The organism is Streptomyces sp. NPDC001137, from assembly GCF_040298885.1.
GTDB lineage: Bacteria > Actinomycetota > Actinomycetes > Streptomycetales > Streptomycetaceae > Streptomyces.
This window is the reverse complement of record NZ_JBEPBA010000003.1, coordinates 24,887-43,313: the sequence shown is the minus strand read 5'-3', so window position 1 is coordinate 43,313 and position 18,427 is coordinate 24,887. Positions and strand designations below refer to the sequence as shown.

General features: G+C 68.2%; 16 protein-coding genes. 4 read left to right on the top strand and 12 right to left on the bottom strand.

Features of this window, described 5'->3' with window-relative positions; genetic code table 11:
* Positions 1 to 18: 18 nt before the first annotated feature.
* The 3 genes from ABT254_RS06075 to ABT254_RS06065 all read right to left on the bottom strand — a co-directional run bounded on the left by ABT254_RS06075 (position 19) and on the right by ABT254_RS06065 (position 1,399).
* Positions 19 to 366, bottom strand: coding sequence for a tetratricopeptide repeat protein (locus ABT254_RS06075; protein WP_351464215.1), 348 nt, complete (start codon positions 364 to 366; stop codon positions 19 to 21).
* Between the two features lie 80 nt (positions 367 to 446).
* A complete protein-coding gene (locus ABT254_RS06070; protein ID WP_351464212.1) occupies positions 447 to 911 on the bottom strand; it encodes a MarR family winged helix-turn-helix transcriptional regulator in 465 nt (154 codons plus the stop codon).
* 2 nt (positions 912 to 913) lie between these two features.
* Positions 914 to 1,399, bottom strand: a complete 486-nt coding sequence (locus tag ABT254_RS06065) for a MarR family winged helix-turn-helix transcriptional regulator (RefSeq protein WP_351464209.1) — start codon at positions 1,397 to 1,399, stop codon at positions 914 to 916.
* A gap of 112 nt (positions 1,400 to 1,511) precedes the next feature.
* On the opposite strand from ABT254_RS06065, the gene ABT254_RS06060 reads away from it, so the two are divergent.
* Positions 1,512 to 2,477 (top strand): pirin family protein, encoded by a 966-nt coding sequence (locus ABT254_RS06060; protein WP_351464206.1) that lies wholly within the window; start codon positions 1,512 to 1,514, stop codon positions 2,475 to 2,477.
* Between the two features lie 890 nt (positions 2,478 to 3,367).
* Here ABT254_RS06060 and ABT254_RS06055 read toward each other — a convergent pair.
* From ABT254_RS06055 to ABT254_RS06035, 5 genes are all read right to left on the bottom strand, one after another.
* Positions 3,368 to 3,787 (bottom strand): hypothetical protein, encoded by a 420-nt coding sequence (locus ABT254_RS06055; protein ID WP_351464203.1) that lies wholly within the window; start codon positions 3,785 to 3,787, stop codon positions 3,368 to 3,370.
* Between the two features lie 291 nt (positions 3,788 to 4,078).
* Positions 4,079 to 6,094, bottom strand: a complete 2,016-nt coding sequence (locus ABT254_RS06050) for a beta-galactosidase (protein ID WP_351464200.1) — start codon at positions 6,092 to 6,094, stop codon at positions 4,079 to 4,081.
* Positions 6,095 to 6,141: 47 nt separating this feature from the next.
* Complete coding sequence (locus ABT254_RS06045; RefSeq protein ID WP_351464197.1) at positions 6,142 to 7,026, bottom strand: carbohydrate ABC transporter permease; 885 nt, start codon at positions 7,024 to 7,026, stop codon at positions 6,142 to 6,144.
* The gene (locus tag ABT254_RS06040) at positions 7,023 to 8,000 is read right to left on the bottom strand and encodes a carbohydrate ABC transporter permease (RefSeq protein ID WP_351464194.1); all 978 of its coding nucleotides are present in this window, start codon (positions 7,998 to 8,000) and stop codon (positions 7,023 to 7,025) included. The genes ABT254_RS06045 and ABT254_RS06040 overlap by 4 nt, the downstream gene beginning before the upstream one ends.
* A 20-nt stretch (positions 8,001 to 8,020) precedes the next feature.
* Positions 8,021 to 9,331 (bottom strand): ABC transporter substrate-binding protein, encoded by a 1,311-nt coding sequence (locus tag ABT254_RS06035; protein ID WP_351464192.1) that lies wholly within the window; start codon positions 9,329 to 9,331, stop codon positions 8,021 to 8,023.
* 376 nt (positions 9,332 to 9,707) lie between these two features.
* On the opposite strand from ABT254_RS06035, the gene ABT254_RS06030 reads away from it, so the two are divergent.
* From ABT254_RS06030 to ABT254_RS06020, 3 genes are all read left to right on the top strand, one after another.
* Complete coding sequence (locus ABT254_RS06030; protein ID WP_351464189.1) at positions 9,708 to 10,772, top strand: LacI family DNA-binding transcriptional regulator; 1,065 nt, start codon at positions 9,708 to 9,710, stop codon at positions 10,770 to 10,772.
* A gap of 223 nt (positions 10,773 to 10,995) precedes the next feature.
* Positions 10,996 to 13,053, top strand: a complete 2,058-nt coding sequence (locus tag ABT254_RS06025; RefSeq protein WP_351464186.1) for an RICIN domain-containing protein — start codon at positions 10,996 to 10,998, stop codon at positions 13,051 to 13,053.
* Positions 13,054 to 13,201: 148 nt separating this feature from the next.
* Positions 13,202 to 13,738 carry a fumarylacetoacetate hydrolase family protein gene (locus ABT254_RS06020; RefSeq protein WP_351464183.1) on the top strand — a complete coding sequence of 179 codons (537 nt, stop codon included), beginning with the start codon at positions 13,202 to 13,204 and terminating at the stop codon, positions 13,736 to 13,738.
* Here ABT254_RS06020 and ABT254_RS06015 read toward each other — a convergent pair.
* The 4 genes from ABT254_RS06015 to ABT254_RS06000 all read right to left on the bottom strand — a co-directional run bounded on the left by ABT254_RS06015 (position 13,638) and on the right by ABT254_RS06000 (position 18,394).
* The gene (locus tag ABT254_RS06015) at positions 13,638 to 15,629 is read right to left on the bottom strand and encodes a beta-galactosidase (RefSeq protein ID WP_351464180.1); all 1,992 of its coding nucleotides are present in this window, start codon (positions 15,627 to 15,629) and stop codon (positions 13,638 to 13,640) included. The two genes, ABT254_RS06020 and ABT254_RS06015, sit on opposite strands and share 101 nt — an antisense overlap.
* Positions 15,626 to 16,066, bottom strand: a complete 441-nt coding sequence (locus ABT254_RS06010; protein ID WP_351464177.1) for a glycoside hydrolase family 31 family protein — start codon at positions 16,064 to 16,066, stop codon at positions 15,626 to 15,628. The genes ABT254_RS06015 and ABT254_RS06010 overlap by 4 nt, the downstream gene beginning before the upstream one ends.
* Positions 16,067 to 16,442: 376 nt before the next feature.
* Positions 16,443 to 17,396: a carbohydrate ABC transporter permease gene (locus tag ABT254_RS06005; RefSeq protein ID WP_351464175.1), complete on the bottom strand. Its 954-nt coding sequence runs from the start codon at positions 17,394 to 17,396 to the stop codon at positions 16,443 to 16,445.
* Positions 17,393 to 18,394, bottom strand: coding sequence for an ABC transporter permease (locus ABT254_RS06000; protein WP_351464172.1), 1,002 nt, complete (start codon positions 18,392 to 18,394; stop codon positions 17,393 to 17,395). The genes ABT254_RS06005 and ABT254_RS06000 overlap by 4 nt, the downstream gene beginning before the upstream one ends.
* Positions 18,395 to 18,427 lie beyond the last annotated feature (33 nt).

Sequence of the window (18,427 nt, the reverse complement as noted above, 5' to 3'; positions counted from 1 at the left end):
GTGGAGTCACGGCGTTGCTCAGACCTCTTCGAAGTCGCCCGCGAGCGCCGAGGCGATCCGCATGTGCGACTCGGCCTCCTCGTGCCGCCCCTGCCGCTGGAGCGTGCGGCCGAGCATCAGCCGGGCGTAGTGCTCCACCGGGTCACGCTCGACGATGACGCGCAACTCGCCCTCCGCGCGCCGCAGTTGGGCCGAGTGGTAGTAGGCACGCGCCAGCAGCAGCCGCGGTCCGGTCTGCTCCGGCACCTCCTCGACCAGCCCGCCCAGCACGCGCGCGGCGGCGGCGTAGTCCTTGGCGTCGAAGAACATCTGCGCGCGCTCCCAGCGCTCCGCCGGTGTTCCGTGGTCGTAGTACGTCATCTCCACTCGTGACCTCCTTCGTGCACTCCAACCGAAGGAGGTCGTTGAACATTCCACCACGGGTGCAGGTGTGTCGGGGAGGCTGCTCAGCCCGCCAGCGCCGCCAGCTCTGCGTTGGCCCGCTCGGCCACCAGGGCCAGCACGCGCCCGGCCGCCGCCAGATCCTCCGCGGGGATACCGGCATAGATCCGCGCGGAGATCACCGCGGTCTCAGCGCTGACTTCGGCGTGGAAAGCCCGTCCGGCTTCGGTGGCGTGGACGCCGGTCGCCTCGTCGGCCACGAGTCCCTTGGTGATGAGTTCCTCTATGACGCCCTGCACTTCGGCCGCCTCGACCTTGAGCGCACCGGCGACCTGCCCGACGAGCTCTTCGCGTTCGAGGGGCCCTTCGACGGCGAGGGGCCGCAGGGTGATCTGCTGCTGGAAGGTGGCGCCGTGACCGGCCAGCACGTGCTCCAGGACGGCACGGCCTGCGTAGTGGGCCAGGGCGATGACGCGAGGATCGGCGGGCGGTGCGCTGGTGTATGTGGTGGTCGGTTCCGTGGTGGTCATGACTACTCCTTCTCGCTCTCAGTGTTCTCGCCGAACGGATCAAGAGGTGCGTCGAGCAGGGTCGCCAGTTCCCGGGTGAACTCCCGTGTGCGGGGGCTGTCGAGGCCGCCGAGCGGCTGCAGCAACTGCTGCAGAAGCCCCTGTACGACCTTGATCGCGCGCCCGGTGACCTCGCGGCCCTGCTCGGTGAGCGCCAGCTGCACCGCACGCGGGTCCTTGGGGTCCCGGGTGCGCTCGATCAGGCCGGCCGCTTCCAGGGCGCGGGCCAGCTTGGACACGTACAGCGGCTCGAGGCCCGTCACGTCGGCGAGGCGGCGCTGGCTGGGACGCTCCCCGCTGCGCTGCATGCCGTACAACGAGGCCACCAGCGAGTACTGCGCGTGCGTGAGCCCGAGCGGGGCCACTGCCCGGTCGACGGCCACCCGCCACTTCATCGACAGACGCCACACCAGGAAGCCGGGCGTGGCCTTCTCGGAATCTGTGCTCATGACGGATACAGTACATGGCTACTATGTACATGGCTACTATTTCTTCGAAGGTGAGGGAGAACGCCCGGGTGACGGACTGACGGGATGCCCTCGACGGGGCTAGGTTGGCGCCATGAGCAATCTTGATCGCGAGCCGGTTCCCGCCGTGTGCGGCGGCCGTGGATTCGTCGTGGCGGAGCCCGTGCGTGAACTCCTCAGCCCTCGCCGTGTCAAGCTCGGCGAGTCGACCGAAGTGCGCCGTCTGCTGCCCAACCTGGGCCGCCGCATGGTCGGCGCCTGGTGCTTCGTCGATCACTACGGCCCCGACGACATCGCCGACGAGCCCGGCATGCAGGTGCCGCCGCATCCGCACATGGGTCTGCAGACGGTGAGCTGGCTGCACGAGGGCGAGGTGCTGCACCGCGACTCCACCGGCAGCCTGCAGACGATCCGCCCCCGCGAACTGGGACTCATGACCTCGGGCCGGGCCATCAGCCACTCCGAGGAGAGCCCCCGGCAGCACGCCCGTTTCCTGCACGGCGCACAGCTGTGGGTCGCCCTCCCGGACGGCCACCGCCACACCGACCCCCACTTCGAGCACCACGCCGAACTGCCGCGCGTCACGGCTCCCGGCCTCAAGGCCACGCTGATCCTCGGCACCCTCGACGGCGCGACCTCGCCCGGAACGACGTACACCCCGATCGTCGGCGCCGACCTGACCCTCACCCGAGGCGCGGACGTACGCCTGCCGCTGGAGCCGGACTTCGAGTACGCCGTCCTGTCCATGTCCGGCGAGGCCCACGTCGACGGCGTGCCGGTCCTGCCCGGTTCGATGCTCTACCTCGGCTGCGGCCGCACCGAACTCCCGCTGCGCGCCGAGTCGGACGCAGGCCTGATGCTCCTGGGCGGCGAGCCCTTCGAGGAGGAGCTGATCATGTTCTGGAACTGGATCGGACGGTCGCAGGAGGAGATCGTACAGGCTCGTCGGGACTGGATGGAAGGTGCAAGATTCGGCGAGGTGAAGGGGTACGACGGGGACCCGCTACCGGCCCCCGAGCTGCCGTCGACGCCGCTGAAGCCGCGAGGAAGGGTCCGCTGACCTGCAGGGATGGGTGGTTGCTCGGTGACAGGTGGGCGATTTGGCGCAGTGCCTTGTATCCACCTTTCGATCGCTCGCTGGTGGGAGGCTGGGCGCTTCTCCAGGCTCAATGTGTAGCGCTCGGCCTTTCCATGGTTTCGCCGTCTGTGGGCAGTTGTGGCAGGACACTTGCTAACCCAATGCTAACTTTACTGACGCTTCGTCAGTTGATCTCGCGAGGTTCTGCAGCGCATGGCTGTGTGGCGGGCAGCGGTTTTGGCGGGTCGACGGCGGCGGCTGAGTGATGTCCTGGCGGGCAGTGTGCTGTACGCCGGCGAGGGAATTCGGTACTCGCTCTGGCGTCTTGTGGAGAGTCGACAAGATTCAGGGTCTGTGGTTGCCTGCTGGTGCAAGCTTTGTCCGGGGCGAGTGCTGCGGTGCGAGGGTGCCGCAGCAGAATCTTCGTCTGCTGGTGGTACAGGCCCTCTGAGTCGTTGACCAGCACGAATGGCGGCGATGGAGAAGGTTGGACGGAGGCTGGCCTGCATATGGTCCGGATCTTGGTCGCCTATGCCATCGTCAGGGTCCGTCTCTGCTGCTGGGACCTGGACGGACGTCAGTGGCAAACGCCCTTCCAATGGGAGCGGCACTGAACTCGACGTCTTCCAAGAGCTGTCGAATGATCGTGCTCTACGCTGGCTGCCCGCCAGGGCTGCCTGCCGGGAGTGTCCCGAAGGCGCGGGCTGACGCCTTCGATCTGCCCCTATTGCCCCCGATTGCACTGCCTGCAACGACGGCGCCACCTGCTGGTGTGACGGCACAGCGGGCCGCGGTCGGTGGGGACCGGCCGGTGAGACGGGGCGCCGTGTCTCAGGTGTCGGTTGGATCGGACGGCGCTTCGCCCTTCTCCATCAGCTTCTGCAGCAGCTCCTGCGGAAGCTGTCTGGGGGGAACCCGAGGCACTGACGCATGGCCATGGAGGAGAGCAGGCGCAGCGCTTCGGCGATTCCTGCCGTGGCTTCCCCCTCGGCCAGCCCGCACGCGATAGCGGAGATCAGTGCGGGGCCGACGACTGGGTGGCCGAACCAGTCACCCATGGGGGAGCTAAGGGTGAGCGGCCGTACGAGCTTGTCACTGGGAAGGTTGAGCGTGGTGGCGGCGATGACGTCGTGCGCGTCGTCGGCGAGCTGTATCCGGTACTGCCCGGGCGCTACCGTCCAGCCGTGGGGGCTGATGACCCAGTAGGCGAAGGCGCGGCGGTCGAGGGCGATCTCGTTATCTACTACGCGGACGAGGCATCGATAGCGGAGTGGAAGGCCGACCCCGAACATCTCGAAGCACAGTGGCTCGGATGTGAACGCTGGTACTCCTCGTACAGCGTGGAAGTTGGCGGGCGACGGGCTCCTACGCCTTCAGTCGAGACTGAGGGAGGGCTTCGACCGTCCGTCTTGGCCAGCTGGACGGCGTAGCCGACGACCGCCCGGCGCGCCACCCGCCCACGACGTGAGTGTCGTCGCGGGCGGTCCCGTCCCTCGGACGTGCGATGGGTCCCGGCGAGGAGGGAGCCAGCCATCTCCGGCCACTCCATGCCCGGAGCGAGGGCCCGCCGCCGGCTGCAGTGATCAGCGGGGTTCGCGGACCACGGCGACTCCTCCAGGTGGGACGGTGACGGTGCCGGTGACCGGGGTGCCGGCGAGGAGTTCGACGCCCTCGGCAGGTGCTTCGGCGCCCTTGCCGGTGTGGTCGATGAGGAATAGGTAGTCGGCCTGCGTGCCGCGGCGCCGGACGACCTCGATCCCGGTGGGTGCGCCGTGCTCCGGTGTGACGCCGGCCTCCTGACGGATGCGGTCGAGCAGGGCGGTGAGCGTGTCCTGGTCGGGGTGGGTGGCCAGATACCAGGCGGTGCCGTCGCCGTGCTGATGGCGGGTGACGGCGGGGTGGCCGGCCAGGGGGCCGTCGGCGTGGGTGGCGACGGCCTGTGCGCCGGTGAGCCGTATGCGTTCCGACCACAGGTCGGCTGTGGCGCCCGGCGCCACGCCGCCGGTCAGGCCGTTCGTCTCGTCCGGCAGCAGGGGGAAGAGCTCGTCGGTGACCACGCCGAGGACATCGCGGAACGCGCCGGGGTAGCCGCCCAGGTACACATGGGCGTTCTCGTCGACCATGCCGCTGTGGAAGCCGACGGCGAGCGTGCCGCCGCGTTCGGTGAACCGGGCGAGGTTTGCCGCGGCTGCCGCTGTGACCAGGTACAGCGAGGGTGCCAGGACGATTTTGTAGCGGTCGAGTTCGGGGTCGTCGGGGCGTACGAAGTCGACGGCGACCCCGGCTCGCCACAGGGGGGTATACCAATCCCTAATCAGGTCCTGGTAGCGCAGCTCGCCGCTGGGCTGCGAGGGCAGTTCCAGCGCCCAGCGGGCGTCCCAGTCCCACACGATCGCCACCTGTGCCGTGCTGGTGGAGTCCCGCACTTCGGCCAACGCCCGCAAGTCAGCGCCGAGTTGGACGACGTCGCGCCAAATCTGGCTGTCGGTGCCGGCGTGCGGCAGCATCGCCGAGTGCCACTGCTCGGCGCCCGCCTTCGCCGCCCGCCACTGGAAGAAGGCTATGCCGTCGGCGCCGTGGGCCACGTGCGCGAGCGCGTTGCGGCGCATCTCCCCGGGGAGTTTGGCACGGTTGACGGGCTGCCAGTTGACGGCGCCGGTCGAGTGCTCCATGAGGAACCACGGGCCGCCCGCGAGCGAGCGCATCAGGTCGCCGTGCAGGGCGATGTCGACCTCGGCCTCCGGGTCGTCGGACAGCAGGTAGTGATCGTTGGAGAGGATGTCCAACTCCGGTGCCCAGCGCCAGTAGTCGAGGGCGTCGATTGTGCGCAGGACCAGGAAGTTGGTGGTCGCGGGGGTGTCCGGAGCGGCCCGGAGCAGTACCTCGCGTTCGGCGGTGCACAGGGAGAGCAGTTCGTCGGAGCAGAAGCGGCGCCAGTCGAGCTGGTGGGTGGGGTTCGGGGGAGCCGCGGTGGTGCGGGGCGGCAGGATCTGGTCCCAGTCGTAGTACCACTGGCTCCAGAAGGTGGTGCCCCAGGCGTGGTTGAGGGCGTCCAGATTGTTGTCGTAGCGGGCGCGCAGCCAGGTGCGGAAGGCGGCGGCGCTGGTGTCGCAGTAGCAGGCGTCGTTGTGGCAGCCGTACTCGTTGTGGACGTGCCACATGGCGACGGCCGGATGGGCGGCGTAGCGCTCGGCGAGGGCTTCGGCGATCCGCAGCGCCGCTCGGCGGTAGGCGGGGCTGGACGGGCAGAACGTCTGGCGGCTGCCGTATGACAGCTGGTGCCCGTCCCGGTCGACCGGCAGCGCCTCCGGATATGCCTTGAAGAACCAGGCGGGCGGGGCCGCAGTGGGGGTGGCCAGGTCGGCGGCGATGCCGTTCTCGTGGAGCAGGTCGAGGATCCGGTCCATGCGGGAGAAGTCGTAGACGCCCTCGGACGGCTCCAGCAGCGCCCAGGAGAAGATCCCGACGCTGACCAAGTTCACCCCGGCCTCACGCATCAGGCGCATGTCCTCGACCCAGACCTCCTCGGGCCACTGCTCGGGGTTGTAGTCACCGCCGTAGGCGATACCGGGAATGCGAAGACGGCGTGCGGTACTCATGGGTGGGGCTCCGAGAGGTCGGGGACGGGTGGCGCGACGGAGGCTGGTCAGCCCTTGTTGGCGCCCAGGGTCAGGCCGCTGACGAACTGCCGCTGGAGCACGAAGTACACGATCAGAGTGGGGATCGCGGTGAGCACGGCGCCGGCGGCGACCAGGTTGGGGTCGGTGAAGTACTGGCCGGAGAGGTTGTTGAGGGCCGAGGTGATCGGCATGTTCTCGCCGGTGGAGATCAGCACGATGGCCCAGAAGAAGTCGTTGTAGATCCAGATGGACAACAAGGTGGCCAGGGCGGCCATCGCGGGCTTGCACAGCGGGAGCACGATCTGCCAGTACAGGCGCCATACCGAGGCACCGTCGACGAGGGCGGCTTCGGTGAGCTCGTGGGGCAGGGAGCGCATGTAGTTGCTGAGCACGAAGGCGCAGAAGCCGGACTGGAACGCCACGTGGATGAAGACGAGGCCGAGCGCGGAGTCGTACAGCTTGCCGCTCATGGTGATGCCCGGCAGGTCCACCAGGAGGTACAGACGGTACAGCGGGGTGATGATGACCTGCTGCGGGAGCAGGTTGCCCGCGGTGAAGACCAGCAGCAGGAAGAGGTTGACCCGGAAGTCGAAGCGGCTCACGTAGAACGCGACGCAGGAGGACAGGAACAAGGTCAGCAGCACCGCCGGGACCGCTATGAGCAGCGTGTTCCCGAAGTAGTGCGTCATGTCCGACTGTTCGAACGCGTTGGTGAAGTTGTCCAGGCTCGGCTTGTCGGGCCAGGAGACGAAGCCCTTCTCGCTGGTCTCCGCGTATGGGCGCAGGGCGGCGAGCAGCGCCCACAGCAGGGGGGCGAGCCAGGCCAGGGCCGCCACGACGAGGAACGTGTGCAGCAGGATCCGGGCGGGGCGGACGGGCGTGCGCTGCCTGAGGGCGGTGACCGTACTCATGCGCGCCGCTCCTTACGGAAGGTCGAGATCAGATACGGGATGATCACGACGAGAGAGATCACCAGGAGGACGACGGCGATCGCGGAGCCGTATCCGATGCGGCTGGACTCGCCGATGATGTTGTTGGTGATCAGGATCGAGAGCAACTCGGTGCCCTGGGCGCCCTTGTTGAAGACGAACACCAGGTCGAAGGCGCGCAGCGCCTCGATGATGGTGACCACCAGCACGACGGTGTTGGTGGGGCGCAGGGTGGGGAAGATGACGTTCTTGAACGTCTGCCACTCGTTCGCGCCGTCCAGCGAGGAGGCCTCGCGCAGCGACGGGTCGACGCCCTTCAGACCGGCCAGGTAGAGGATCATCATGTAGCCGGTGTGCCGCCAGCAGGCGGCGACCAGGATCGCCCACAGGTTGAGATGCGGGTCGCCGATCCAGTCGATGTAGTGGCCGGGCCTGTTGGCGCCGATGATGCTGTTGATCAGGCCCGTGTCCGGGTTGTAGATCAGCTGCCAGACGAAACCGGTGACCGCCAGCGACACCACGACGGGCAGGAAAAACGCAGTCTGGTAGATGCGGCTGAACCGGATCTTCTTGTCGAGCTGGACCGCGAGGAAGAGCCCGAGCGGGGTCGGGATCAGGATGAGCACGACGAACCAGATGACGTTGTGCTCTACGGCGGGCCAGAACTGCGGGTTGTTGGTGAACAGTTCCTGGAAGTTGTCGAGTCCGACCCACTTGATGGCGTCGAAGCCGATGCCGTCCCAGGTGGTGAAGGCCAGGGCGATGGAGGCGAGCGCGGTGACCCAGACGAGGGTCACGTGCAGGATCGTCGGCACCCCGGCCATCAGGCCGAGGGTGAGCCGGTCGCGGCGGGTCAGCAGACGGCGGTGGCCCTGCGGAGCCCGCTTCTTGGAGGGTGCGGTGCCCGGAGGTGGCACGGCGGCCACCTCACGGGTCTTCATGGCGTCGATGCTCATGGTGCTGGGAGAACCCCCGACTACGAGGACGCGAAGATCGTCTTCTTCTGGCGTTCGATCGAGGTCAGCAGACCGTCGATCCCCTTGGGGTCACGGACGAACCTCTGCAGCGCGGGCTGCATCACCGTCGAGGTGAAGTCCGGCCGGCTGTCGCGGTCCATGAACTGCGTGAGGCTCTTGGCTCCGCCGATCATCTCGAAGGCCTTCTGCTGAAGCGCCGAGTAGGCGGAGGTGTCGGCCTTGCCGGAAGCGGCCACCACGCTTGGGTCGGACTTGAGGTAGAGCTGCTCGGCCTCCGGAGTGCCCAGGAACTCCAGCAGCTTGACCACACCGTCGTGGTTCTTCGGACTCTTGCTGACCATGAAGCCGTCGGTGGGTGCCTCGACGGTGTCCTGGCCGTAGGCCGGGTCGATCTCCGGGAAGGCGAAGAAGTCGAGGTCGTCGAGGTCGGCCTTGTTCGTGAACTGCTGCGCCACGAAGCTGCCCAGCAGGTACATGCCCGCCTTCTTCGCCACCAGTGTCTGCGCGGCGTCCTGCCAGGTACGGCCAAGTGAACCGTCCTGGTGGTAGGGGAGGAGCTCGGCCCAGTGGTCGAAGGCGGCCTTGACCTTCGTGTCGGTCCAGGAGGCTCTGCCCGCCATCAGCTCGACATGGAAGTCGTAGCCGTTGGTACGGAAGTTGATCTGGTCGAACGTCCCCATCGCGGGCCAGGCGTCCTTGTCGCCGAAGGCGATCGGGACCAGGCCGTCCTTCTTCATCCGCTTGCACAGGGCGACGAGTTCGTCCCAGGTGGTGGGGACGGTGTAGCCGTGCTGCCGGAAGACGCTCTTGCGGTAGAAGACTGCCCAGGGGTACGTGGTCATCGGCACGAAGTAGTACTTGCCGTCCGCGCCCTTGCTGAGCTTCTTCATCGCGTCAGGGAAGTTGTCCCCGATCTTCGCCCACACGTCGTCGATCGGTTCGGCCAGGCCCTTGCCCGCGAAGAACTGCATGCGGTAGCCAGCGAACCAGTTGAACACGTCGTCCGGGGTGCCCTGGAGGTAGGAGTTGATCTGCTCCTGGAAAGTGTTGTGATCCTTGGTGTTCACGTCGACCGTGATCCCGGACTGCTTTTTGAACGCCGCGTAGATGTCGGCGAACGCCTTCTTCGGCACGGCGTCCGACGCGTTGGAGCCGAGGGTGACGGTCTTGGGGTCAGACGCGGCACCGCTGCTGCCGCATGCGGACAGCAGCGGAACGCCCGCGCCCAGCAGGGCGGCCGCGCCGAGTCCGCGCAGCACGGCGCGTCGGCTGGTACCAGGCAAGGGCTGACCAGGGGATGAATAGCGCATTTCGGCTCCTGAGGGGCTGCCACAGCCCGGGCATGGCGCATCGGCTCAAGGGGACGTGACGGGAAGAAGCGGTCGACAATGCGACCAGAAACGAACGCGATCGGACAGATCCAATCGGCTGACGCGTCGAAGAGTGAACTTTCCAGGGATCTGCTGTCAAGACCCTGCGGAGAGCCTGGCGGGTGAACCGTCCCTCACGAAGAAATCCGGCCCGTGAACGAAGGAAGTGCTGCGCGGACTCTTGACGCGTGACCATCCGGCTGTCTAGATATGACCGCGCGGTCAGTGACCGCGCGGTCATACGGTTGACCTCGCCTGATGCAGGCAGCAGACGGCGACACAGCAGGCAGCGGGCATACGGCTGACAGGAGCTCTCATGACACCATCGGTGGGGCGCGGTGCGGCTTCTCCCGCACCGGTCAGCGCGGACGTGGCCCGTGTGGCCGGCGTTTCACGCAAGACGGTGTCGCGGGTCCTCAACAACGAGCCGTATGTCTCCGACGAGGTCCGGCAACGCGTCCTCGGTGCCGCCGAGAAACTCGGATACCGGCTGAACCACGCGGCCAGGGCGCTGGCATCGGGGCGGAATCGCTCCATCGGCGTCATCGCCCTGGGCACAGCCGGGTACGGAACCGCCATGCTCCTCGTGGGAATCGAGAAGGCGGTGCGTGGCGCCGGGTACGCGTTGAGGGTGGTCAATACGCCGGACGGGGACCCCGAAGGCATCGCCGGCGCGGTGATGTCCCTCCTTGAGCAGGGAGTTGACGGGATCGTCGTCTCCGAGCCCGTCGTCGAGGGAGAGGTCTCCGTCCGCATCGACGTGCCGGTCCTGTTCCTGGGCGCCCCGCCGTCCTTTCCCTCTGCCCGCACCCTGACCGTGGGCGTCGGCGCGCACGCCCTGGCACGGGCGGCCACCGATCATCTGTTGGACCTGGGGCACACGACCGTTCACCATGTCGCCGGCCGCGGCCGCTGGTACGCAACCACGGACCGCATCGACGGCTGGCGGGCGGCGTTGGCAGCACGGGGGGCACAAGAACCGCCGGTGATCCAGGGTGACTGGTCACCGGAATCCGGTTACGCGGCAGGCCGCGCCCTGGCTGCGGACAGCTCGGTGACGGCGGTGTTCGTGGCGGGTGACGAGATGGCCATCGGCCTGATCCATGCCCTGCGGGAGGCCGGCCGGCGTGTGCCGGAGGACATCAGCGTGGTCGGTTTCGACGGCAACCCCGTCTTCGCCTACGTCACTCCTCCCCTGACCACTGTGCGTCAGCCCTTTGACGCTGCGGCAGGAGAGGGCATCAGGCTGCTCGTGCACGCCATCGAAAAGCCGGAGACCGAGTTGCCTGCGGTGAGCGAGCCACCGGTCGAACTCGTCGTCCGCGGCTCGACTGCACCTCCGCCGTCCCACCAGGGGCAGACGGTGCTTCGCGCCACCTGATTACCTGCCCCGGCCGTAGCAGGCGTAGGCCGCACGCCCGGGCACCGCCCGACAGCCGTCTCACCGTGGCGCCTGTCGGATGCCCTCGTCAGCGCGGCGTCAGCCGGCACGGTCACGCCGACCGGCGCCGCCCATCGACTCCGCCGTTCCCGTCCGGACCGATCCGGGGTGCGGCGGGCACCAAAGCACATCCCCTTCCCTTCCCTTCCTCTGAGAGCCGCACATGTTCCCTGCCCGAACAGGCGCCAGACCCGGCGCCGCTCCGCGTTCCCGTCCCCTCTCCCTCCTGTCGACGGTCTTCGCCCTGCTGGCCGTGGTGGCGACGCTGGTTCTGCCGGCCGCCGGGCGGGCGGATGCCCTGGCCCGTCCATCGCAGACGATGTACACCCCGCCCTCGAACGCCCCCTCGCCCGGTTCGTTCTATCCGCGAGCACTGCGTCTGGAACACAACGGCTCGGCCAACGGCACGATTCTGTCGACGTTCGAGCAGTACACCTCCGGCACGCCCGTCTTCCCGATCTACCGCAGCACCGACAACGGCAACTCCTGGACGAAGATCTCCGACGTCACCGACACCCAGAACGGCTGGGGCATGCGCTGGGAGCCCCAGCTGTTCGAACTGCCCACCGCGATGGGCGACTTCCCCGCCGGGACCATCCTGGCCGCCGGCGATTCCGTGCCCAGTGACCGGTCGGCATCCAAGATCGACCTGTACGCCAGCACCGACCGCGGGCAGACCTGGAGCTTCGTCACCAACATCGCCACCGGCGGCCCGGCGTTCTCCACCAACGGCTACACACCAGTGTGGGAGCCGTTCTTCCTCATGAACGGCAACCGGCTGATCGTCTACTACTCCGACCAGCGCGACACCGCCCACGGCCAGAAGATCGTGCACCAGGTCTCCACGGACGTGCGCACCTGGGGCGCGGTCGTGGACGACGTCGTGAGGCCGAACTACGCGGACCGCCCCGGCATGCCGGTGGTCACCCAACTGCCCAACGGCAACTACGTCATGACGCACGAATACTGCGGCGCGCCCGAGGGCGGCTGCTCCGTGTACTACCACATATCCGCTGACCCCGAGGCGTTCGCCTCCGCCCCCGGCCAGGTGCTGCGGGCGACCGACGGCACCATCCCCAGCGGCGCGCCGTACATCACCTGGCTGCCCGCCGGCGGCCCGAACGGCACCCTCGTCGTCAGCGGTGACACCCAGGACGACCTGTTCGTCAACACCCAGAACGGCGCTGCCGGCGCCTGGACCCGGATCCGCTCCAACGTCGCCGGCGGCTACAGCCGCGGCATGCTCCCGCTGCCCGACGGCCACAGCCTGCTCGTGCTCAGCGGCGGGCGCGCACGAAGCACCGGCGTCAACCCGGTGACCTACAGCACCATCGATCTGGGCGGCGGCATCTCGGACGGCGCGACCTACACCGTGTCGAACGCCAACAGCAATCTGCAGCTCGCCATCGCGGGCGGCTCCACCGCCAACGGCACCTACGCGACCCAGCAGAACGCCGACACCGCCACCGACCAGCAGTGGCGCTTCGTCCAGCAGTCCTCCGGCTACTTCAAGATCTTCAACGTCGCCAGCGGCAAGGTCCTCGGCGTGGAGAACCAATCCACCGCCGACGGCGCCAAGATCCTTCAGTGGGACGACAACGGCACCCTCGACCACGAATGGGCCGTCGCCCCCAACCCCGCGGGTGGCTACACACTCACCAACCGCGTCACCGGCAAGTACCTCGAAATCCCGAATGCCTCCACCGCCACCGGAACCACCGCCGGCCAGTGGAGCGGCACCGGCTGCGCCTGCCAGCGCTGGAACCTCACCCAGACCGCGCTGCCCCCGCTGGGCACCGGGCAGTACGTCCTCGTCAACAAGAACAGCGGCAAGTACCTCGACATCCCCAAGGACTCCACCTCCGCCGGTACGGCCGCCGACCAGTGGCAGAACTCGGCCTGCTTCTGCCAGCTGTTCACCTTCCAGTCCGCGGGCGGCGGAGCCTGGACCGTCAAGGGCGTCAGCAGCAACCTCAACCTCGACATCGGCAGCGGATCCACCGCCGCCGGAGCCGCCGTCGTGCAGAACACGCCCTCCACCGCCGGCTCACAGAAGTGGACCCTCACCGACGCGGGCAATGGCTACTACAAGCTCAAGAACGTCAACAGCGGCCTCAGCGTCGGCGTCGCCCAGTCCTCCACCGCCAATGGCGCAGCCGTCATCCAGTGGAACGACCTGAACGTCGACGACCAGCTCTGGAAGATCGTCCGCATCAACTGAGCGGCTGCGCTCTCCGCATCCGGCAAGGAAAGAGAACGCACCGAAGGCCTGCTTGATCCGCAAATCCCTCGACAGGTTCACCCCATGGGACCCACCTGGTCACCCCTGACGAGGTGGGTCCGCGGAAGCGCTCGAACTGCGCTGATCGGTGGACGGTACGCTGCGGCAGCGCGCCCGGGGTGCGAACCTCATCCGGTACGTCCCCGGGCTCCTGTCGTACGCCTCCAGCGCGCTGCGGTTGCTGCCGGGTGACGTGGTCTCCACCGGCACGCTCGCCGGAGCCGGTGAGGTTCGCGACGGTCAGCGCATCGTCGTGGACATCGGTCCGGTCGACCGGCTCGCTGAGCCGCCGCGCCGGCGAGGACTGCGCAGGCGCAGATCAGCAGCAAGCCGGCCAGGGGATACCACCGCCCGCGGCGCGAACGCGCCTCGGCAATGGCTTAGCACGTCGGAGTCGGCGACCCCACCTTCCTCATCGGAAAGCGACCAGTGCTGTGCCCTGTGTCCAGCACCGCTGGACGCAGGGCACAGCAAGTCGGACTGGACTGGGCGCCGGTCGTCTTGTTCAGGCGACTTCCGATTGCCTAAGCACGCAGACGCACCACAGCTGTCGCACCCGGGTGCAGGTTCAGTCCGGTCTCCGGCACCGGACGGTCGGTCAGCAGTTCGTGCCCGCTCACCGTGACCCGCCACGGCCGTCCGCTGCCGTGGTGCAGCAGGAACAGCCACTCTCGGCCGTCCTCGGCACGGCGGACGACAGCCTCGGCCCCCTCTGGGAGATCGGGGAGGACGGGCCGCACCCCAGCCTCCCCGAGCAGGCGGCCCACCAGCGCGGTATAGGCCCGGTCGTCCAGGCGCGTGGACAGGTACCAGCCGGTGCCTGTACCGAAGCCGTGCCGGGTGAGCGCCGGCAGGCCGTCCGGGTACTCTGCCACGGTCTTTGCGGCTCCCGAGGCGCCGAGGTACTCACTCCACACGGAACCTGACGACCCATCGGAGAGGGTGATCTCGGCACCGGCGGCCAGCGGCCGGTGCTCCTCCACCCGAACACCCAGGGCCTCGCGCAGCGGCGCGGCAGGGTAGCCGCCGAGGCGGGCCCGGTGATACTGGTCGACGACGCCACTGAAGTACTGGACGAGCAGCACGCCGCCCTGCCGCACGTACTCCCGCAGATTCTCCGCCGCCGCGTCCGACAACAAGTACAGCGCCGGGGCGACGACCAGCCGGTACTGCGTCAGGTCGGCCCCCGGGTGGGCGAAGTCGACAATAACGCCGGCGTCCCACAGGGCGCGATGGGCGCGGCGCAGAGTGCCGCGGTAGTCCAGTTCGGAGGAGGGCAACCCCTGGCTGTCCAGGCCCCACCAGGCGTCCGCGTCGTGGAGGACGGCTGCTTCGGCGGTGATCCGGGAACCTGCCAGCTCGCCGAGTCGGGCGACGGCCTCGCCGACCTGGACGGCCTCGCGGAAGATCCTGGACTCCGGTCCGGTGTGCGGGACGAGTGCGGAGTGCCAGATCTCGGCTCCGGCCCGGGGCTGCCGCCACTGGAAGAAGAGCACGCCGTCGGAGCCGTGTGCGAGGTGCTGGAGCGAGTGCCGCAGCATCTCCCCGGGCTCTTTGGGCAGGGTGCGGTCCCCGGCATAGATGGTGCTGGGGCCCTGCTCGATCAGCAGCCAGGGCTTGCCGCCGCCGAAGGAGCGGGCCCGGTCGCCGCCGAAGGCGATGTCGGCGGCGGCGTCCAAACCCGGGGCGTCCGGGTAATGGTCGATGCCGACGAAGTCGACCTCGCGGCCGAAGGCCCACAGATCGAGGTTCTGGTAGCCGGGCAGCATCAGGTTGGTGGTGACCGGCCGGTCGCTGTGGGCGCGGATGGCGTCGCGCTGTTCGCGGTAGGCGGCCAAGGCCTCGTCGGACCAGTAGCGGCGGAAGTCGATGACCTGCGCCGGGTTTCGGTGCCACTGGGTGGCCCGGGGCGGCAGGATCTCCTGCCAGCTGCCGTAGTGCTGGCTCCAGAAAGCCGTCCCCCAGGCTGAGTTGACGGCGTCGAGACTGCCGTACCGGTGCTGCAGCCAGCGCCGGAACCCTTCTGCCACGTGGTCGCAGACGCATACTGTGGCGTACTCGTTGTGGACGTGCCAGAGCGCGGTGGCCGGGTGGTTCCCGTAGCGCTCGGCCAGGGCGGTGGCGATCCGCCGTGAGGCCTGGCGGTAGGCGGGGGCGGCCAGGCAGTAGGTGTCGCGGCTGCCGTGGACGAGCCGAGCGCCCTCGGGGGCGACCGGCATGGCGTCGGGGTGGGCCAAGGTGAACCAAGGCGGCGGGGACGCGGTCGGGGTGGCCAGGTCGACGGCGACGCCGTTGGCGTGGAGCCGATCCAACTGGGCGTCTAGCCAGCCGAATTCGTACCGGCCTTCCTCGGGCTCGAGCAGCGCCCAGGAAAAGACGCCGACGGTGGCGAGGTTGACCCGTGCCTGACGCATCAGCAGGTCGTCCTCCTTCCACACACCCGCGTCCCACTGCTCGGGGTTGTAGTCCCCGCCGAAGGCGAGGCCGCCGAGGCGGCGAGTCAGCTGCCCGGTCACGACTCGCCTGCCCGGACGGGGAGTTCGTCGCTGTCGCGGAGGAATGGGGGGATGCTTTCCAGCGGGGCCTCGATACGGATGGTGCTGCAGCCTTGGTGAACATCACCCGTCCCGGCCTCGGTCCAGCTCGCACCCGGCAGCAGGTAGACCTCGCGCTCGCGGGCTCCTGCCTCGGTGACAGGGGCGACGAGCAGGTCCGGGCCGAGCAGGAAGGAGTCCTCGACGGTCCAGACGTGCTCGTCCTCGGGTAACTCCAGCAGCGGCCGCACCGGCGGGAGGCAGCTGGAGGCGAGGGTGTGCGTCTGCTCCGGCAACAGCGCGCCGCCGGGCGTCGTCCGGACCCGCATGGCGTCCACCCCGCTCGCCGCGCCACACAGGGTTTCGCCCTCAGCCCGCCACTCGCTAGCGTGACCGAGGTCGTGGAAGAAGTTGAACATGAAGGGACGACTCCATTTGCTAGTAGTTCAATGTGCGCTTCCGGGGCCCGGGGGTGGTCCCGCACGCTGGCCTTCGGCCGGGATACCCCTGCACCTATGCGCGTCGCTTTGAGCCTCCGCGGCTCAAGAGGCCGGCACGGAACCGGGCCGGTGCTTTCGCGGGGCGTGAGAACCTGTGTCAGCCGGGTGGCATCGTCCGTGGGGCCTGCTCCACGCGCTCCCGGGTGGGTCCGGGGACGAAGTGCTTGCCGTTGAAGATGTAGCTCACCGTGCTCGGAAAGACGCCTGCGCGTTGGTCACCTGGGTCAGTGTCACCATGCCGGTGGTCATCTCTCTGCTTTCCGCGTGGATCGCCGCGGCATCGGGCCGTCGCGGGTCAGCCCTTGATGGCCCCGGTGAGTACGCCGGTCTTGAAGTGCTTCTGCATGAAGGGATACACCAGCAGGATCGGGACCAGTGTCAGCACCACCACGGCCATCTGCAGCGACTGGGGCGCTGTCTGCGCGTGGATTCCGCCGAAGCCGTTGTTGACCGATCCGGGCATGGTCAAGCCGTAATTGACGTACTGCAGGAGTACGTACTGCAGTGGCCACTTGGCGCTGTCGGTCGGCATGTAGAGCATGACGTTGAAGAACGCGTTCCAGTAGCCGACGGCATAGAAGAGGGCCACGACCGCGGTGACCGCGCGGGAGGTGGGCAGCACCACCGACCAGAGGATGCGCCACTCGCTGCACCCGTCCATCCGGGCCGCGTCGATGAGGTCCGCCGCGGTGCCGGAGTAGAAGGAGCGCAGGACCAGGATGTTGAAGACGGAGACGGCGCTGGGCAGGATCAGCGCCCAGTACTGGCCGTAGCCGCCGAGGCCCGTGACGACCAGGTAGGTGGGGATCAGGCCGCCGCTGACGAACATGGTGACGATCAACACCATCAGGATGCCGCGGTGGCCGAGCGAGCGGGACCGGGAGAGGCCGTAGGCGCACAGCACCGAGACCACCATCGACAGCGCCGTGCCGATGACCGTGATGCCGAGGCTGACCAGGACGGCGCGGGTGACGGGGCCCTCGGTGAGCATCTGCCGGTAGGCACCGAGGGTGAGACCGTCGGGCCAGAGCACCAGCCCGCCGGCACGGTTGATGGCGCCGGGGGTGGAGAGACTGGTGAGCACGACGATGTAGAGCGGCACCAGGACCGCGGCGAGGACCAGGACGAGGACACCGCCCTTGAGTGTCTGCCCGGCGACGGTCGGCTTCTCCTCCCAGACGGCACGACCGCGGTGACGGTCGGGCCGGCGGGCGGGGGCGGTCTGCGGGGGAGTCAGCGTCTGGCTCATTTGCGATACAACCCGTCCTCACCGAAGGAGTGCGCGACCCTGTTGGCGCCCCAGATCAGGAGCATGGAGATCACGCTCTTGAACAGTCCGGCGGCGGCGCCGTAGCTGTAGTTGTTGGTGGCGATGCCGTAGTAGAAGGAGAAGGTGTCCAGCACGTCGGCGGTGTCGTGGCCGACGGCGTTGCGCTGGATCAGGAACTGCTCGAAGCCGACGGACAGGGCGTTCCCCAGGCGCAGCACGAGCATCAGAACGATGACCCCGCGCATCCCGGAGAGGGTGATGTGCCACATCCGGCGCCAGCGGCCCGCGCCGTCGACGGCAGCGGCCTCGTAGAGGTTCTGGTCGATGGCGGCGAGCGCGGCGAGGAAGACGATGACGCCCCAGCCGGCCTCCTTCCACACGGCCTGGGAGGTGATCAGGAGCGCGAAGGTGTCCGGGTTGGTCATGATGTTCCAGGGGCCCAGGTCGTGCTGGGCGAGGAAGTGGTTGAGCACTCCGGCGCCGCCGAGCATCTCCTGGAAGAGGGTGATGGCCAGCACCCAGGAGAAGAAGTGGGGCAGGTACACCACGGACTGGATGAAGTTCCGCAGCCGTTCGCTGAGCACCGTGTTGAGCAGCAGCGCCAGCCCGATCGGCACGGGGAAGAAGAGGATCAGCTGGACGAAGCTGAGCCAGAGGGTGTTGCGCAGTGCCTCCCAGAACAGCGGGTCGTGGAAGAGCTGACGGAACTGGTCGAGTCCGGCCCAGTCGCTGTGCACCACCCCGACCAGCGGGTCGTAGTACTCGAAGGCCGTGACGAGGCCGAAGAGCGGCGCGTAGTTGAAGACCAGCAGCAGCGCGACCGCCGGCAGGGTCATGACGATCAGCGACTTGTCCCGGCGCAGCCGCAACCGCAGACTCATGCGGTTCGCCGGGGGAGGGGATCCCCCTCCTCCCGCGACCCCTGCCGACGTCGACGTCGATTCCTTCTTGTTCTTGGTGGTGATCGTGGCGGCCACCGCTCCTCCTCGCTGTGCGACGGCCGCTGCGAC

Coding starts and splice junctions, on each gene's coding strand:
- ABT254_RS06070 (WP_351464212.1), bottom strand. CDS start 911: ATGACCACCACGGAACCGACCACCACATACACCAGCGCACCGCCCGCC.
- ABT254_RS06065 (WP_351464209.1), bottom strand. CDS start 1,399: ATGAGCACAGATTCCGAGAAGGCCACGCCCGGCTTCCTGGTGTGGCGT.
- ABT254_RS06060 (WP_351464206.1), top strand. CDS start 1,512: ATGAGCAATCTTGATCGCGAGCCGGTTCCCGCCGTGTGCGGCGGCCGT.
- ABT254_RS06055 (WP_351464203.1), bottom strand. CDS start 3,787: ATGTTCGGGGTCGGCCTTCCACTCCGCTATCGATGCCTCGTCCGCGTA.
- ABT254_RS06050 (WP_351464200.1), bottom strand. CDS start 6,094: ATGAGTACCGCACGCCGTCTTCGCATTCCCGGTATCGCCTACGGCGGT.
- ABT254_RS06045 (WP_351464197.1), bottom strand. CDS start 7,026: ATGAGTACGGTCACCGCCCTCAGGCAGCGCACGCCCGTCCGCCCCGCC.
- ABT254_RS06040 (WP_351464194.1), bottom strand. CDS start 8,000: ATGAGCATCGACGCCATGAAGACCCGTGAGGTGGCCGCCGTGCCACCT.
- ABT254_RS06035 (WP_351464192.1), bottom strand. CDS start 9,331: ATGCGCTATTCATCCCCTGGTCAGCCCTTGCCTGGTACCAGCCGACGC.
- ABT254_RS06030 (WP_351464189.1), top strand. CDS start 9,708: ATGACACCATCGGTGGGGCGCGGTGCGGCTTCTCCCGCACCGGTCAGC.
- ABT254_RS06025 (WP_351464186.1), top strand. CDS start 10,996: ATGTTCCCTGCCCGAACAGGCGCCAGACCCGGCGCCGCTCCGCGTTCC.
- ABT254_RS06010 (WP_351464177.1), bottom strand. CDS start 16,066: ATGTTCAACTTCTTCCACGACCTCGGTCACGCTAGCGAGTGGCGGGCT.
- ABT254_RS06005 (WP_351464175.1), bottom strand. CDS start 17,396: ATGAGCCAGACGCTGACTCCCCCGCAGACCGCCCCCGCCCGCCGGCCC.